The sequence below is a fragment of the Kitasatospora sp. NPDC051170 genome (genome assembly GCF_044455705.1).
Classification (GTDB): Bacteria; Actinomycetota; Actinomycetes; order Streptomycetales; family Streptomycetaceae; genus Kitasatospora.
The window spans coordinates 1-15,398 of sequence record NZ_JBITFA010000031.1; the positions used below are offsets into that span (position 1 = coordinate 1).

Annotated in this window: 12 protein-coding genes, 1 rRNA gene, 2 pseudogenes and 1 riboswitch; of the genes and pseudogenes, 12 read left to right on the forward strand and 3 right to left on the reverse strand. The window is 71.7% G+C overall.

What is annotated here, in order from left to right:
* The 12 genes and pseudogenes from rrf to ACIBCA_RS36625 form a co-directional block, all read left to right on the forward strand.
* Positions 1-86, forward strand: a 5S ribosomal RNA gene (gene rrf / locus ACIBCA_RS36570); the annotation flags it as partial.
* A gap of 98 nt (positions 87-184) precedes the next feature.
* Positions 185-805, forward strand: a complete 621-nt coding sequence (locus ACIBCA_RS36575; RefSeq protein WP_396287499.1) for a CDP-alcohol phosphatidyltransferase family protein — start codon at positions 185-187, stop codon at positions 803-805.
* A gap of 122 nt (positions 806-927) precedes the next feature.
* Positions 928-3,423, forward strand: a complete 2,496-nt coding sequence (locus tag ACIBCA_RS36580) for a sugar phosphate nucleotidyltransferase (protein WP_396287500.1) — start codon at positions 928-930, stop codon at positions 3,421-3,423.
* A 168-nt stretch (positions 3,424-3,591) separates the two neighbouring features.
* The gene (locus ACIBCA_RS36585) at positions 3,592-4,713 is read left to right on the forward strand and encodes a DUF881 domain-containing protein (RefSeq protein ID WP_396287501.1); all 1,122 of its coding nucleotides are present in this window, start codon (positions 3,592-3,594) and stop codon (positions 4,711-4,713) included.
* Entirely contained in the window at positions 4,710-5,042 is a 333-nt protein-coding gene (locus tag ACIBCA_RS36590) for a small basic family protein (protein WP_030062488.1), read from the forward strand. The genes ACIBCA_RS36585 and ACIBCA_RS36590 overlap by 4 nt, the downstream gene beginning before the upstream one ends.
* A 175-nt stretch (positions 5,043-5,217) precedes the next feature.
* The gene (locus ACIBCA_RS36595) at positions 5,218-6,126 is read left to right on the forward strand and encodes a DUF881 domain-containing protein (RefSeq protein ID WP_396287526.1); all 909 of its coding nucleotides are present in this window, start codon (positions 5,218-5,220) and stop codon (positions 6,124-6,126) included.
* A gap of 292 nt (positions 6,127-6,418) precedes the next feature.
* Positions 6,419-7,300, forward strand: coding sequence for an FHA domain-containing protein (locus ACIBCA_RS36600; RefSeq protein WP_396287502.1), 882 nt, complete (start codon positions 6,419-6,421; stop codon positions 7,298-7,300).
* Positions 7,301-7,479: 179 nt separating this feature from the next.
* A complete protein-coding gene (locus ACIBCA_RS36605; RefSeq protein WP_396287527.1) occupies positions 7,480-8,172 on the forward strand; it encodes a MerR family transcriptional regulator in 693 nt (230 codons plus the stop codon).
* Between the two features lie 85 nt (positions 8,173-8,257).
* Entirely contained in the window at positions 8,258-8,734 is a 477-nt protein-coding gene (locus ACIBCA_RS36610) for a bifunctional nuclease family protein (RefSeq protein WP_031070646.1), read from the forward strand.
* A 226-nt stretch (positions 8,735-8,960) separates the two neighbouring features.
* On the forward strand, positions 8,961-9,605 hold the full coding sequence (locus ACIBCA_RS36615) for a MerR family transcriptional regulator (RefSeq protein WP_396287503.1): 645 nt from the start codon (positions 8,961-8,963) through the stop codon (positions 9,603-9,605).
* 92 nt (positions 9,606-9,697) lie between these two features.
* Positions 9,698-10,420 carry a vancomycin high temperature exclusion protein gene (locus tag ACIBCA_RS36620; protein WP_396287504.1) on the forward strand — a complete coding sequence of 241 codons (723 nt, stop codon included), beginning with the start codon at positions 9,698-9,700 and terminating at the stop codon, positions 10,418-10,420.
* An 83-nt stretch (positions 10,421-10,503) separates the two neighbouring features.
* A pseudogene (locus tag ACIBCA_RS36625) lies at positions 10,504-11,853 on the forward strand (DNA polymerase IV); the annotation flags it as partial.
* Between the two features lie 217 nt (positions 11,854-12,070).
* Here the strand turns inward: ACIBCA_RS36625 and ACIBCA_RS36630 are convergent.
* The 3 genes and pseudogenes from ACIBCA_RS36630 to ACIBCA_RS36640 all read right to left on the reverse strand — a co-directional run.
* Positions 12,071-13,564 carry an MFS transporter gene (locus ACIBCA_RS36630; protein WP_396287505.1) on the reverse strand — a complete coding sequence of 498 codons (1,494 nt, stop codon included), beginning with the start codon at positions 13,562-13,564 and terminating at the stop codon, positions 12,071-12,073.
* A 168-nt stretch (positions 13,565-13,732) separates the two neighbouring features.
* The gene (locus tag ACIBCA_RS36635) at positions 13,733-14,428 is read right to left on the reverse strand and encodes a YsnF/AvaK domain-containing protein (protein ID WP_396287528.1); all 696 of its coding nucleotides are present in this window, start codon (positions 14,426-14,428) and stop codon (positions 13,733-13,735) included.
* A 99-nt stretch (positions 14,429-14,527) separates the two neighbouring features.
* Positions 14,528-14,911 (reverse strand): annotated as a pseudogene (locus ACIBCA_RS36640) (PRC-barrel domain-containing protein); the annotation flags it as partial.
* A gap of 237 nt (positions 14,912-15,148) precedes the next feature.
* Positions 15,149-15,252, forward strand: a riboswitch (glycine riboswitch).
* The last annotated feature ends 146 nt before the right edge of the window (positions 15,253-15,398 follow it).

Below are 15,398 nucleotides of genomic sequence, written 5' to 3' on the forward strand. Positions count from 1 at the left end.
GTTACATTCCGAACCCGGAAGCTAAGCCTCATAGCGCCGATGGTACTGCAGGGGGGACCCTGTGGGAGAGTAGGACGCCGCCGAACAATTCTTCTAGAGAAGCCCCCGCCGGGTGAACCGGACGGGGGCTTTTCTGTTGTATGGTCAACGTGCATTGTCGTCACATGGTTCAGGAGGCCCCCGGGTGGAGGTCCAGGAGACGCGGGTCCAGACCGATCGCGTCCTCACCATCCCCAACCTGCTCAGCATGGGCCGGCTGGTCGGCGTTCCGATCTTCCTCTGGCTCATTCTCTGGCCGGTCTTCGACGGTCCGAAGAACGACGGCTGGGCCCTGCTGATCCTGATGCTCAGTGGTATCAGCGACTATCTGGACGGAAAGCTCGCCCGGCGGTGGGGGCAGATCAGCCGGGTGGGGCAGTTGCTCGATCCTCTGGCGGATCGGCTCTACATTTTCTCCACGCTGATCGGGCTGACCTGGCGCGGGATTCTGCCGTGGTGGGTGACGGCCATTCTGGTGGCGCGGGACGCGTTCATCAGCGTGCTTCTGCCGATTCTCAACCGGCACGGTTACGGGCCGCTCCAGGTGAGTTTCCTGGGGAAGGCCGCGACGTTCAATCTGATGTACGCGTTTCCGCTCCTCCTTCTCGGCCAGCTGGACAGCTGGATCGCGCGGCCGGCGGAGGTGGTGAGCTGGGCGTTCATCTGGTGGGGGACGGTCCTCTACTGGTGGGCTGCCATTCTTTACGCGGTTCAGGCACGGCAGATCGTCCGTGCGAGCACGGCGCGTGCGGCGTCCACGGGCTGAGACGTGAGCTGAGAGAAGTCCCACGCCGGGTCGGTGCGTCGGACGATTTCATCCGGGTAGAGATCCTCCTGGAACGGTTTGATGGACCTGAAGGTCCACCACCGAAGGAGGACGCACCCGTAATGAAAGCCGTAGTAATGGCAGGGGGCGAGGGCACTCGACTCCGCCCGATGACCTCCAGCATGCCGAAGCCACTGCTTCCGGTCGCCAATAGGCCGATCATGGAACACGTGCTCCGGCTGCTGAAACGGCACGGTCTCTCCGACACCGTGGTCACCGTTCAGTTCCTGGCGTCACTGGTCAAGAACTACTTCGGTGACGGTGAGGAACTGGGCATGCATCTCACGTACGCCCATGAGGAGACGCCACTCGGCACCGCGGGGAGTGTCAAGAACGCCGAGGACGCGTTGAAGGACGACTCCTTTCTGGTGATCTCCGGTGACGCTCTGACCGACTTCGACCTCACTGAGCTGATCGACTTTCACCGCAGCAAGAACGCACTGGTCACCGTCTGTCTCACGCGTGTTCCGAATCCCCTGGAGTTCGGCATCACGATCACGGACGACGAGGGCAGGGTCGAGCGCTTCCTCGAGAAGCCGACCTGGGGCCAGGTCTTCTCGGACACGGTGAACACCGGGATCTACGTGATGGAGCCCGAGGTCTTCGACTACGTGGCGGCCGGGGAGTCCGTGGACTGGTCGAGCGACGTCTTCCCCCAGCTGCTGAAGGAGGGCAAGGGCGTCTACGGGTACGTGGCCGAGGGCTACTGGGAGGACGTGGGCACCCACGAGAGCTACGGCAAGGCCCAGGCGGACGTCCTGGAGGGCAAGGTCGAGGTCGAGCTCGACGGGTTCGAGATCTCGCCGGGCGTCTGGGTGGCCGAGGGCGCCGAGGTGGACCCGGAGGCGGTGCTGCGCGGGCCGCTGTACATCGGGGACTACGCCAAGGTCGAGGCCGGTGTCGAGATCCGCGAGCACACCGTGCTGGGCAGCAACGTGGTCGTCAAGCGGGGGGCGTTCCTCCACAAGGCGGTGGTGCACGACAACGTCTACGTCGGGCCGCAGAGCAATCTGCGCGGCTGTGTGATCGGCAAGAACACCGACGTGATGCGGGCCGCGCGGATCGAGGACGGTGCGGTGATCGGGGACGAGTGCCTGGTCGGCGAGGAGTCGATCATCGCGGCCAACGTCCGGGTCTACCCGTTCAAGACCATCGAGGCCGGCGCGGTGGTGAACACCTCGGTGATCTGGGAATCCCGGGGTCAGGAGCACCTCTTCGGCCTCCGCGGCGTCTCGGGCATCCTGAACGTCGAGATCACGCCGGAGCTGGCCGTGCGGCTGGCGGGCGCGTACGCCACCACGTTGAAGAAGGGCGCCACCGTCACCATTGCGCGTGACCACTCGCGTGGTGCGCGTGCACTCAAACGGGCGATGATCTCGGGGCTCCAGACCTCCGCGATCGACGTGCGCGACCTGGAGAACGTGCCGATGCCGGTCGCCCGGCAGCACACGGCGCGGGGGAGCGCCGGCGGCATCTTCCTGCGGACGACTCCCGGTGTGCCGGACTCGCTGGACATCCTGTTCTTCGACGAGCGGGGCGCGGACCTGTCCCAGGCGGGGCAGCGCAAGCTCGACCGCGTCTACGCCCGGCAGGAGTTCCGCCGGGCCTTCCCCGGTGAGATCGGCGACCTGACCTTCCCGTCCAGCGTCTTCGACTCGTACGCGGGGAACCTGCTGCGGACGGTGGACACCACCGGGGTCCGGGAGGCCGGGCTCAAGGTGGTCGTGGACACCGCGCACGGCAGCGCGGGGCTCGTCCTGCCGAGCATCCTCGGCCGGCTCGGGGTGGAGGCGCTCTCAGTCTCCAGCGGGCTGGACGAGGCGCGGCCGACCGAGGACGCGGAGACGCGGCGGGCGGGGCTGGCCAGGCTCGGTGAGCTGGTGGCCTCCTCGCGGGCGGCCTTCGGGGTGCGGTTCGACCCGGTCGGCGAGCGGGTCGCGTTCGTGGACGAGCTGGGCCGGGTCATCGACGACGACCGGGCGCTTCTGGTGCTGCTGGACCTGGTGGCCGCCGAGCGGCGCAGCGGGCAGGTGGCGCTGCCGGTGACGACCACGCGGATCGCCGAGCAGGTCGCCGCGTACCACGGCACGCAGGTGATCTGGACGACCACGTCGCCGGACGACCTGGCGAAGGCGGCCTCCGCCGAGGGCACGGTGTTCGGCGGGGACGGGCGCGGCGGTTTCGTGGTGCCGGAGTTCAGCGGGGTGCTGGACGGCGCCGCGGCGTTCGTCCGGCTGGTGGGCCTGGTGGCGCGCACCCAGCTGACGCTGAGCCAGATCGACGCCCGCATTCCGCAGGCGCACATCCGGCGGCGGGACATCGCGACGCCGTGGGCGGCCAAGGGCATGGTGATGCGCTCGGTCGTGGAGGCGGCGGGGAGCCGGCAGCTGGACACGACGGACGGCGTGCGGGTGGTCGAGGCGGACGGGCGGTGGACGCTGGTGCTGCCGGACCCGGCCGAGGCGGTCACCCATCTGTGGGCGGAGGGCCCGGACGACGAGGCGACCGAGGCGCTGCTCGACGAGTGGGCGGCGGTGGTCGACGGCGCGGGGCGGTGACCTCGGCGGATTGAGAGCGGGACGGCCCTGATCGGTGGGGCGCGCGGCCTGGTCCGCGCGCCCCGCTGTCCGTTTTCACCTCATTCGGAAGGGTGCGTCACTTTCCGGAGTGTGAGCAGCTCAGGGGGCGTGCACGGGCTCGATCGCCGTCATGGGACGATGGTCGGCATGCCAGCGACGCCGACGCCGAGTGCCCCGAACGGACGGTACAACCGCCCGGACGCCTCGATGTCCCTGCTGACCAGCGTGATGGACCACGGCCTGGACGAGGGCTACGCGGAGGCGGCCGCCGCGCGGGGCGGCGACCAGGACGGCCGGATACCGAGGACGGCGCGCGGGCTGCTGACGCTGGGCGTCGGGCTGGCGCTGGTGGGGACGGTCGTGACGGTCGGCGCGGTGAACGCGCACAAGGCGGAGCCCTCGCTGGCCAAGGAGCGCGACGCGCTGATCAGCCGGATCAACGACAGCAACGGCTCGGCGGACCACCTCCAGCAGCAGGTCCAGGACCTGCGGCGCAAGGTCGACAGCACCCAGCGGCAGGCGCTCGCCTCGAGCGGCGGGGACGCCGGGACGCTGCCCGGCGCGGTGGGCCTGGGCGAGGTGACGGGGCCGGGGCTGAAGCTCGTCCTGGAGGACGCGGCGGGCACCGGCGCCGGCGGGAGCGTGGACCCGCGGGCCGGGCAGGGCTTCTCCAACACCGGGCGGCTGCGCGACCGCGATCTCCAGCTCGTGGTCAACGGCCTCTGGGCCGCCGGCGCCGAGGCCGTCTCGATCAACGGCCAGCGGCTGACCGCGCTCTCCGCGATCCGCGCGGCCGGTGAGGCCGTCCTGGTGGACAACCGGCCGCTGGTGCCCCCGTACACCGTCCTGGCGATCGGGGACGGGTCGAAGCTGCTGACCGCCTTCGAGGGCAACATGGCGGGGCAGTACCTGCGCATCCTCCAGGAGAAGTACGGCATCAAGTCGACGCTCTCCACGCAGAAGAACCTGACGCTGCCGTCGGCGGTCGGCGTCACGCTGCGGAACGCGCAGCCGCTCACGCCGGAGCCGTCGCCGACGGTGAGCCCCTCGGCCACCTCGCCCACCTCGCCCACGCCGGCCTCGCCGGCCGACACGCAGTCGGCGACGCCCGGAACCCCGGCGAGCCCGAGCGCGTCCGTCTCACCGTCGGCTAGCGCGACCGGTGCGCGCCGTACACCCGGTGGCACCGGGAAGACCACCACAGCCCACACGCCCACGACGGCCTCGACCGGGTCGTCCCCCGCAGGGACAGGAGCAGCTAGACCGTGATTGCCGTACTGGGTCTCGTGATCGGGGTGGTCGTCGGGCTCTTCGTCCAGCCCGAGGTGCCGGACGCCGTCGTGCCGTACCTGCCGATCGCGGTGGTGGCGGCGCTGGACGCCGTGTTCGGCGGTGTCCGGGCGATGTTGGACGGGATCTTCAACGACAAGGTGTTCATCGTCTCGTTCCTGTCGAACGTGGTGGTCGCGGCCCTGATCGTGTTCCTGGGTGACCAGCTGGGCGTCGGCTCGCAGCTGTCCACCGGCGTGGTCGTCGTCCTCGGTATCCGCATCTTCTCCAACGCGGCTGCGATCCGGCGCCATGTCTTCCGTGCCTGAGGCGGGCCGCGAGGCGGCGGCGCAGGAGGAGAAGGCCGAGGTCGAGGCCAAGGTTGAGGCCAAGGTTGAGGCCAAGGCCAAGGCTGAGGTCGAGGCTGCGGAGGAAGCCGAGGAGACCTCGCCGAAGGCCGAGGAGGCGGAGAAGCCCACCGAGGCGCCCGGGGAACCGGAGGCGGTGTCGGAGCCGGAACCGGAGAAGTCTGACGCTGAGCCTGAGGTCGAGACCGAGGAGCCGGCCGAGCCGGAGCCCGAACCGGCGGCTGAGCCTGAGCTGAAGCCAGAACCGACGCCTGAGCCCGAGGCGATGCCCGAGCCCGAGCCCGAGGCGACGCCCGAGCCGGAGGCCGTTCCCGAGCGGCTCGCCGGGCGGCGGCGGCTGAAGGCGGCGCTGTGGCCGCCGCGCCTGTCGCGCGGTCAGCTGGTGGTGGCCCTGTTGCTGTTCTCGCTCGGCCTGGGCCTGGCGATCCAGGTGCGTTCGACCAACGACCACCACAGCCAGCTGCGCGGCGCCCGCCAGGAGGACCTGGTCCGCATCCTCGACGAACTGGACAGCCGCCAGCAGCGTCTCCAGCAGGAGAAGGCGGAGCTGGAGCAGTCCCTGGCGAAGCTGGAGAACAGCTCGAACCAGGCCAAGGAGGCCCAGGAGCAGACCAGGAAGAAGGCGACGGAGCTGGGTGTGCTCGCGGGCACCGTCAAAGCCACTGGTCCGGGCATCGTACTCACGGTCGATGATCCCCAAGGGCAGGTGAAGGCGGATATGCTGCTGGACACCCTGCAGGAACTTCGAGCGGCCGGGGCGGAGGCGATTCAGATCAACGATGTGCGCGTGGTGGTCAGCACCTACTTCACCGACGTGCCCGGCGGTGGGGTGCAGATCGACGGGAAGAAGGCCTCCCAGCCCTACCGGTTCACCGTCGTCGGGAACCCGCAGGACCTGACACCCGCGCTGAACATCCCGGGAGGGGTCGTCCGCACGCTGGAGAACAACCAGGCGCGGGCGACGATCACCCAGCAGCAGAAGGTGGTCGTGGACGCCGTCGTGGACCTGAAGACGCCGCAGTTCGCCAAGCCGGCCTCGAAGTGACGCGGCGCCCGACGAACGGCCCGTCACGTGCGGGCGGCACCCGGTGCGGGGTTCCGCCGCGGCGTGGGCGAGACTGGTCCGTACCGGTCCCCGGGAGAGCGCCGGGGCGCACCGGGGAATCAAGAGCCGGAGCACCAAGAGCCGGAGCATCAAGAACCGGAGCACCAAGAGCAGCAGCACCAACAGTCGGAGTACCACTCCAGCAGGCTCCGGCCACAGCCGGCCGCACAGCCTGTCCGAGGTTCTCACCCTGCCCCGCGGGCGGGTCTGTCACACGCAAGGGGATTCGCCCGTGAGTTTCTTCTCGAAGTTGTTCGGTCGCAACAAGGGTCGTGACGCGGCCGCCGTCGAGGCGCCCACCGCACGGCACCGCCGGCCGGAGGACGAGCCCGCCGTGCCGGGCATGCGTCCCGCGCCCGAGGGCGCGCCGTACGGCGGCCAGCCGCTGTTCCGCGACGGCGGCGCGGCGCAGTACGCGGGGAATCCCGCGGGCTACGGCGCGTCGGTTGACCCCTCCGGCGACCCGCGCATAGGTTTCCCGTCAGGACCCTCAACCTCTGGTGGAGGGTTTGCCCCGGACCCGTACGCCGGGCACAACCCGTCGGGTGTGCCGCGCCAGGAGGCTGTGAACATGGCTGGCCCCACTCCGTGCCCAAGGTGCGGCAACCAGAACCCTGCCGCGGCCCGCTTCTGTTCCAACTGCGGCACCGCGCTGCGCGGCGGGCTGCTGCCGGAGGGAGCGGCGGAGACCACCTCGACCATCTCGATCTCCGGCCTGGAGTCCTACGACCCCAACACCACGACCGGCACCGGCGCCACGCCGGCCCTGTCGGCCGAGGTGCTGTCGGCGATCGACGCCCTGCCGCCGGGCTCGGCCCTGCTGATCGTGCAGCGCGGCCCCAACTCGGGCAGCCGCTTCCTGCTGGACTCGGACGTGACCACGGCGGGTCGCCACCCGCAGGGCGACATCTTCCTGGACGACGTGACCGTCTCGCGCCGCCACGTGGAGTTCCGCCGCACGCCGGGCGGCTTCAGCGTGGCCGACGTGGGCAGCCTCAACGGCACCTACGTCAACCGGGAGCGCATCGACGAGGTCCCGCTGAACAACGGCGACGAGGTGCAGATCGGCAAGTACCGGCTGGTGTTCTTCGCCGGCCACAACCGGGGGTACTGAAACCAACGTCGGCAGGAGCCCGAGTGAGTACGAATCCCCCCTCCTCTTCTCTCGGGGCGGCCGCCCCCGCGCCGTCCGGTCCGCAGTCGGACCGGAACGGGCGCGGGGTGGTCGCGGGCCCCAGACAGCCCGTCCGGCCGGAGCGGTCCGGCGGGCGGCGGCGCGGCGGTGACGAACTGCTGAGCATCGGAGCCGTCCTGGCCTTCCTGCGCGACGACTTCCCCGAGGTGACGATCTCCAAGATCCGCTTCCTGGAGGCGGAGGGACTGGTCGAGCCCCAGCGCACGCCCTCGGGGTACCGCAAGTTCAGCCCGGCCGACGTGGAGCGGCTGGCGTACGTCCTGCGGATGCAGCGGGACCACTACCTGCCGCTGCGGGTGATCCGCGAGCACCTGGACGCGATCGAGCGCGGCGAGGCCCCGCCCGCGCTGCCGGCCGCCGACGCCCGGCCCGGGCCGCTGGAGGAGGCGGACCGGGAGCTGGTCGCCTCCGCCGAGGTGGCTTCGGGGGTGCGGCTGGGGCGGGCCGAGCTGCTCGCCGCCGCCGAGGCGGGGGAGCGGGAGCTCGTGGAGTGGGAGTCGTACGGGCTGGTCGCGCCCGGGCCGGACGGCGGGTACGACGGCGAGGCGCTGCAGGTGGCCCGGCTGGTCGCGGAACTGGGCCGCTACGGGCTGGAGCCCCGGCACCTGAGGGCCATGAAGGCGGCCGCCGACCGGGAGATCGCGCTCGTCGAGCAGGTGGTGGCGCCGCTGCGCAGGCACCGCAACCCGCAGACCAGGGCGCATGCGGAGGCCACCGCGAGGGAGCTGGCGACGCTGTCGGTGCGGCTGCACGCGGCGATGGTCCAGGCCGGTCTGCGCGGCCGGGGATAGCCGTCCCGCCGACGGGGCACGGCGCTGACCAGCGGCGTCCCCCCTGCGCTTTCATATCCGGGGTTCGAGCCATAGGGTTGCGTGTGTGAATGAGCTCGACGTCGTGGGTGTCCGAGTGGAGATGCCTTCCAGCCAGCCGATCGTGCTGCTGCGGGAGGTCGGGGGAGACCGGTACCTGCCGATCTGGATCGGCCCCGGCGAGGCGACCGCGATCGCCTTCGCCCAGCAGGGCATGACTCCGGTGCGCCCGCTGACGCACGACCTGTTCAAGGACGTCCTCGAGGCGCTCGGCCAGCAGCTCACCGAGGTGCGGATCACCGACCTGCGCGAGGGCGTGTTCTACGCCGAGCTGGTCTTCTCCGGCGGGGTCGAGGTCAGCGCCCGGCCGTCCGACGCCATAGCGCTGGCCCTGCGGACCGGGACGCCGATCTACGGCAGCGAGGAGGTGCTCGCCGAGGCGGGCATCGCGATCCCGGACGAGCAGGAGGACGAGGTCGAGAAGTTCCGCGAGTTCCTCGACCAGGTGTCGCCCGAGGACTTCGGGGGCAGTGGTCCGCAGTAGCGCGGACGCGGCGGGCGGCGGTCGCGCCCGTCGTTTTGCCAAAAGCCGTCCACCTACCCACACTAGGGGCACGAAAAACCACTCTCCTGAGTGATGCCGTTTGTCCGGCTCGGCGTGGCGATCGTTGACGGGTCATAGGGGACTGCCTACCGTCGTCAGGAGTGGCTGTCCGGGTGGCCGATGCCCGCAGTCGGGTTGCCCGCAGCACGAGTGGACGGAGGTAGGCATGACCAGCACCGGCGATGACGCGGCCGTGGGCGCTCTGTGCGCCGTGCACGTGCCGCGCACCGCTCGCGCCGTGACCGAGCTGCCCAGGATGGGCCGGTTCCCCGCCGTACAGCCGGGACAGCCGGCGATCGAGCGGCTCGCACCGACCTCCGAACTGATCGGCTTCCGAGGGCCGACGGCCTGTGCGGCGGCCGGCATCACGTACCGCCAACTGGACTACTGGGCCCGCACGGGGCTGCTGGAGCCGAGCGTGCGCACGGCGTACCCGGCGACCAGCCAGCGGCTCTACAGCTTCCGTGACGTCCTGCTGCTGAAGATCGTCAAGCGGCTGCTGGACGTCGGCGTCTCGCTGCAGAACATCCGCGTGGCCGTCGCCCATCTGCAGGCGGCGGAGCAGGGCGACCTGGCCGGGCTGACGCTGATGTGCGACGGCGCGACGGTGTACGAGTGCACCACGCCGCAGCAGGTGGTGGACCTGCTGAAGAGCGGTCAGGGGGTGTTCGGCATCGCGGTCGGGGCCGTCTGGCAGGAGCTGGAGCGCACCCTCGGGCGGCTGCACGCCGAGCGGACGGACACCGGCGAGACGCTGGTGGGCCAGGACCCGGGCGACGAGCTCGCGCAGCGGCGCAACCGGGCGGTCTGAGCACGCATCAGCAGTGAGGCCGCGGCCCGGACGGGGAACCGTTCGGGGCCGCGGCCTCGTCGTTCGTCCGTCGGGCGATCGAGGGAGGGCGTGTGAGGGGCGGCACCGGTGTGGTGGGCCTGCTGCGGCGCAGGGCCGGGCAGTGGCGGGTACGGCTGCGGGAGCGGCGGGCGCAGCGGGGGCTGTTCCAGCTGGTGACGGTGTGCTGCTCGCTGGCCCTGGCGCCCAGTGCCTGGCTGTGGTGCACGGCCGGGGACCGGGTGGGCACGGTGGAGAGCGCGCCGTCCGCGCCGGTCGCGGTGGTCTTCGGCGCCGGGCTGGACCAGGGCAGGCCCTCGCCGTACCTGGAGCACCGGCTGGTGGCCGCGCTGGACCTGTACCGGGAGGGGAAGGTGCAGGTGATCCTGGTGACCGGGGACAACGGGCGGGTCGAGTACTCCGAGCCGGACGCGATGTACGACTACCTGACCGAGCACGGGGTGCCCGGTTCGCGGGTGGTGCGGGACTACGCGGGCTTCGACACCTGGGACTCCTGCACCCGGGCGCACCGGATATTCGGGGTGGACCGGGCGGTGCTGGTGAGCCAGGACTTCCACGTCCGCCGGGCGCTGGCGCTGTGCGAGGCGGCGGGCATCCGCTCGTACGCCGTCGGGGTGCCGGAGCTGCACGACGTCACCTGGTGGTACGGCGGGCTGCGGGAGATCCCCGGGGCGGGGAAGGCGGCGCTGAACGCCTGGCTGCGGCCGGACCCGCACTTCCTCGGGCCGAAGGAGGACGGCGTCCCCGAGGCGCTGGCGGAGGCGGGGCGCAGGTAGCCGGGCGGCCGGCGGGCAGGTGGGCGGGCGGACACCGGAGCCGGTGAGCCGCCGTTGTCGTACCCGTGCGCGATGATCGCCGGGTGCGTTCTCTGCCGAGCATCATCCACCTCGACATGGACGCCTTCTTCGCGGCGGTGGAGCAGGCGGCCAAGCCGAGCCTGCGCGGGAAGCCGGTGATCGTGGGCGGGCTCGGCGGGCGCGGGGTGGTCTCGACGGCCTCGTACGAGGCGCGCAGGTTCGGGGTGCACTCGGCGATGCCGATGGCGCAGGCGCGGCGGCTGTGCCCCAACGCGGCGTTCCTGTCGGGCCGGTTCGAGGCGTACCGGCAGAACAGCGAGATCGTGATGGGCCTGCTGAGGCAGCTGTCGCCGCTGGTGCAGCCGCTCAGCCTGGACGAGGCGTTCGTCGACCTGGAGGCCGGTCCGTACGGTCCGGCGCTGGCGGAGGCGGACCACGCCACCGGCGAGCGGCTGGTGACGGCCCTGGGTGAGGACCTGCGGGCGGACATCCACCGGCGCACCGGGCTGACGGGTTCGGTGGGCGCGGCGGGCTCCAAGCTGATGGCGAAGATCGCCTCCGAGCGGGCCAAGCCGGACGGGCTGGTGCTGATCGAGCCCGGGCAGGAGCGCGCGGTGCTCGGGCCGATGCCCGTACGGGCGCTGCCCGGGATCGGGCCGGCCACCGAGCAGGTGCTGCGGCGGGCGGGGCTGAACACCGTGGCGGAGCTCGCGGAGGCGGGCGAGGCGGAGCTGGTGCAGCTGCTGGGGCGGGCGCACGGCGCCGGGGTCTTCCAGATGTCGACGGGGCTGGACGACCGGCCGGTGGTGCCCGACCAGGACGCCAAGTCCGTCTCGGTGGAGGACACCTTCGAGGTGGACCTGGCGGACCGGGACCGGGTGCTGCGGGAGGTGGAGACGCTGGCGGTGCGCTGTGTGCGGCGGCTGCGGGCGGCGGGGCGCTCGGGGCGGACGGTGGTGCTCAAGGTGCGGCGGTTCGACTTCTCGACGCTGACGCGCTCGGAGACCCTGCGCGGGCCCACGGACGACGAGTCGGTGATCGTGGGGACGGCGCGGCGCCTCGCCGAGCAGGTGGACATCACCGGCGGGGTGCGGCTGCTGGGCGTGGGTGTGTCCCAGCTCGCCGACTACACGCAGGAGGACCTGTTCGCGCAGGCGCTGCGGGAGGAGGCGGCGGAGCACACGGAGGAGGCCGAGGCGGAGGCGGTGGAGGAGGAGGCGCCCGAGGCGGTGGTGCGGCGCTGGCACCCCGGGCAGGACGTGGAACACGCGGAGTTCGGGCCGGGGTGGGTGCAGGGCAGCGGGGTCGGGCGGGTGACCGTGCGGTTCGAGACGCCGTGGAGCGAGCCCGGGCGGGTGCGGACCTTCGCGGTGGACGATCCGGCGCTGGAGCCCTCGCGGGCGCTGCCGTTGCGCCGGCCCGAGGACTCCTCCCAGGGGTGAGGCGTCGGGCGCAGGCCCGAGGACTGCTCAGGCGGTTGGGGCGGGACGCGGAACGGCCCCACCCGGTGGGGAGAACCGGGTGGGGCCGTATTGCGTGCCGGCCGGGGTGCGGTCGCGATGCCCTCACGGGCCGCAGCCGGGCCGGGCCTCCGCGCCCTGTCCCTGGGCGCGGAGGTCGGACGCCTCGTCAGGCGTCGGTCTTGGCCAGCTCGGGGCTGGTGTGCTGCGGGGCCGAGCCGTCGGCGGCGACGGCGGTGGCCGGCTTCGCGGAGCGGATCAGGAACGGGACGGCGCCGGCGACGATGCAGACCACGGCGGCGGCCCAGAACGCGTGCTTGAAGGCGTCCAGGGTGGGCAGCGTCAGCGGGATCTGCGGCGGCAGCTTCATGGTGTCGCCGGTCAGGATGGCGGCCATCACGGCGGTGCCGATGGCGCCGCCGACCGTGCGCAGCACGGAGTTCATGCCGTTGGCGATGCCGCTCTGCTCCACCGGGACGGCGCCGTTGATGTAGGCGGGCATCGCGGAGAAGGCCAGGCCGATGCCGAGGCCGAAGATCGCCGAGGCGGTGTAGATGTCGCCCTCGGCGCTGTGCCGCAGGGCCAGGTAGGCCATGGCGACGGCGCCGAGCACACCACCGGCGACGAGCGGCAGACGCGGGCCGCGGCGGGCGATCAGCAGGGCGCCGAGCGGGGCGGCCACCATCGAGCCGAGGGCCGAGGGCAGCAGCATGATGCCGGCGTGCAGGACGCTCGCGGTGAAGCCGTAGTGGGCGATCTTGTCCGGGGCCTGGGCGAAGTTGCTGATGACCATGAACGAGCCGTACATGCCGAAGCCGATGAGCAGGCCGGACAGGTTGGTGAAGGCCACGGCGGGGCGGGACATCATCTTCATGTCGACCAGCGGGTGCGCGACCTTGGTCTCGATGATCCCCCAGACGAGGGCGACCACGGCGGCCACGGCGAAGAGGCCGAGGGTCTTGGTGGAGGTCCAGCCCCAGTGGTTGCCCTGGCTGACGGCGACGAGCAGGGCGGAGAGCCAGGCGGCGAGGGTGAGCGCGCCGAGCGGGTCGGCGCCGCCCTCCTTGTCGGTCACCGGGTCGGAGGGGACGCGGAAGGCGACCAGGGCGATGGCGAGCAGGCCGAAGGCCAGGCCCATCCAGAAGATCGACTTGTAGTTCCAGTGCTCCAGCAGGAGACCGGTGGCGACCAGGCCGAGGCCGGAGCCGACGCCCATCGAGGCGGAGATGGCGGCGACGCCGCCGGTGACCTTGTGCCGGGGCAGTTCGTCGCGGACGATGCTGATCGCCAGCGGCATCACGCCACCGCCGGCGCCCTGCAGGACGCGGGCGACGACCAGCCAGGTGAAGGAGTGGGTGCCGACCGCCAGCGCCGAGCCCGCGACCAGGCCGACCAGCGAGATCAGCAGCATCGGCTTGCGGCCCCGGAGGTCGCCGAAGCGGCCCAGGAGGGGAGTCAGCACGGCGGCGGAGAGCAGGTTGGCGGTCATCAGCCAGGTGATGTTGGAGCCGGAGACGTCCAGTTCCTTGGCCAGCGAAGGCAGGATCGGGACGACGGCGGTCTGGATCACGCTGAACGACAGCATCGCCAGGATGAGGGCCGGCAGGACCCGGGCGGTGCTCTGCTTCTCGGCCGCGATGGTGGGCTTGAGTGCCTCACTCACGGTTGCTTCCTCCCGTACATAGTGAATGAACTGAAGTAACGATGCCGGGAGATAGTTAAGAGTGTCAAATATCGAGTGGTTAAGCTTTGGCAAAGGAGAACGGCCGGGCCGGTCCCGGCATGCGACAGGGCCCCGGACCGGGTGGTCCGGGGCCCTGGTGGCGAACCGTCAGGACAGGGGCCGCATCGCCGCCGCCGGGCGGGAGCCGTCCACGGCCGGGACGCCCGCGGCCGGGAGGTCGGGGGCGGGGGCTCCGGGGGTGGAGTCCTGGACCTCGACGTGCTCGCGGCGCAGCTCGTCCCGGACGACCTCCTCGTCCGTGTAGCGCTCGACGACCAGCCGGACCCGCTCGATCGGGGCGAGGTACTTGCGGACCACCGGGCGCTCCTCGCGCAGGGTGACCTCCTCCACCGCCTCGGCGATCTCCTTCTCCGTCAGCGAGGCGCGCTCGGCCTCGCTCACCGGCATCCGCTCCACCCGCACGCGTTCGCGCACCACCGGGACGCGGCGCTCGACCTGCTCGCTGGTCACGTACTTGCGCAGCTTCGCGGTGCCCACGGTGTGCCACTCGGTGGTGATCTCCAGCCGCTCCTCGCGGCAGGTGATCTCCAGCGGGCCGCTGGGCGAGGTGGTGGTGGCCGAGGGGGCCTGGCGCTCGGCGGGGACGGGGGTGACGGGCTGCGGCTTGGGCTCGGCCACCGGGGCGGTGGTGGTGGCAGCGGCGGGCGCGGGGGTGCTGAGGGTCCGCACGTTGGCCTCCGGGGCGGTGCTGGTGGTCGTGGTGGTCGTGGTGCTCGACGTCATGGCGCCGGGTGTCATGGCGCCGGGTGTCATGGTGTTCGGCGTCGTGGTGTTCGGCGTCATGGCGCTGGGCGTCGTGGTCGAGGGGGCGGGAGCGGTCGCGAGGGCCGCGGCGGGCTCGGGGGAGTGGAAGGCCCGCGGGGAGGCGGTCGCGGCGGCCGCCGCAGTGGTGCCGAAGTCCAGGTCGGGTTCCGCGGCCAGGCGGGAGGGTTCCGGCGCCGGGTGGCCGTCCACCGGGGTGTCGAGGCCGTAGTAGCGGTAGAGCTGGAGCTCCTGGGCGGGCGACAGGTGCTGGCCCACGCCGAAGTCCGGGGACTCCTTGACCAGCGACTTGTCGTACGGCACCCGCAGTTCGTCGCCCGAGAACTCGCTGGTGGTCAGCGGGACGAAGGCGTCCCGGCCGAAGATGCCCGTCCGGACGGCGGCCCACTCGGGCCGGCCGGTGGCGTCGTCCAGGTACACCTCGTCGACGGTGCCGATCTTGTCTCCGTTGCGGTCGACCGCCTTGTGGCCGATGAGGTCCCGGGGGTCGATGTCGGTCTGCACTCATTCCTCCAGTGCGCTGCGCCTGCGGAACTCCCGCAGGTACGGCGGCCGGAGCGCCCTGACCGTCCGCCTCTTCACACCCAAGGGCATCCGCCGCAGGGGCGCGAGCGGGGTGCGGCCGGACGGGCTGCGCGCTGGGCCGTCCGGGCGATCGCCGATGCCACGCGCGTAGACCATGAGTGACCTGACGCACCCGTGATGGGAGGGCCTCCCGCTGGTACCCTGGGCCCCGACCGCCGAGCCCGCGCGGGAGAGTCCCCGCCAGTGAAAACCGCTGGTAGGGGCGCCGAAGGAGCAACTCCTCCCCGGAATCTCTCAGGCATCCGTACCGTGCGGGATAGGTCACTCTGGAAAGCAGGGCAGGAGCGCCGGCGCGGGAGCCGACACCACCACCCTCACCGACGGTGCAAGCCAGACGCGGCGCCCACAGCGCTGCGTACGGGTGAAGCTCTCAGGTCCCGATGACAGAGGGGGAGGCCCGCCGGGT